The organism is Arthrobacter sp. BB-1, from assembly GCF_006151685.1.
In the GTDB taxonomy this organism is placed as follows: Bacteria; Actinomycetota; Actinomycetes; order Actinomycetales; family Micrococcaceae; genus Arthrobacter.
The window spans coordinates 1-642 of sequence record NZ_VDEV01000055.1 but is presented as its reverse complement, the minus strand read 5'-3'; the positions used below and the strand labels follow the sequence as shown (position 1 = coordinate 642).

General features: G+C 67.1%; 1 protein-coding gene. It reads right to left on the bottom strand.

Going from position 1 to position 642, the window contains the following annotated elements:
- Positions 1-642 (bottom strand): enolase C-terminal domain-like protein (locus FHJ30_RS21220; RefSeq protein ID WP_306669408.1); only part of this gene is annotated, 642 nt, incomplete at both ends.

The following is a 642-nucleotide window of genomic DNA, read 5'->3' as shown; positions in this document are numbered from 1 at the left end:
GGCGAAGCCCACCGGGGAGATGTCCGTGGGGCCGTGGAAGCCGGACTTGATCTGGTACTGCGCGGCGAAATCCATCACCTTCTTCAACGGGGAGATCCCGCCGAAGTGCGTGGACGCGGCGCGGACATAGTCGATCAGCTGTTCCTTGATCAGGGTCTGGTAGTCCCACACCGTGTTGAAGATTTCACCGATCGCCAGCGGCGTGGTGGTGTGCTGCCGGACCAGGCGCAGGCCCTCCTGGTTCTCCGCCGGGGTGCAGTCCTCCAGCCAGAACAGGTCATACGGCTCCAGCGCCTTGCCCAGCTTCGCGGCCTGGATCGGCGTCATCCGGTGGTGCCCGTCATGCAGCAAAGGGATCTCCGGGCCGAACTCGTTCCGGACCGCCTCAAACACGGTGGGCAGGTGCCGCAGGTACGCCCGGGTGTCCCAGTCCTCCTCCACCGGGAACGCGCCCCGCCCGGCGGGCTCGTAGTCATACCGCTCCCCCGAAGCCTGCGCCTGGCCGGCCACACCGTAGACGGCCTTGATGCCGGGGACGGCGGTCTGGATCCGGATCGACTTATACCCGAGCTCCAGGTGCTCCCGGACGGAGTCGAACAGCGACGGCAAGTCAGCACCCGAGGCGTGCCCGTAAGCGCGCAG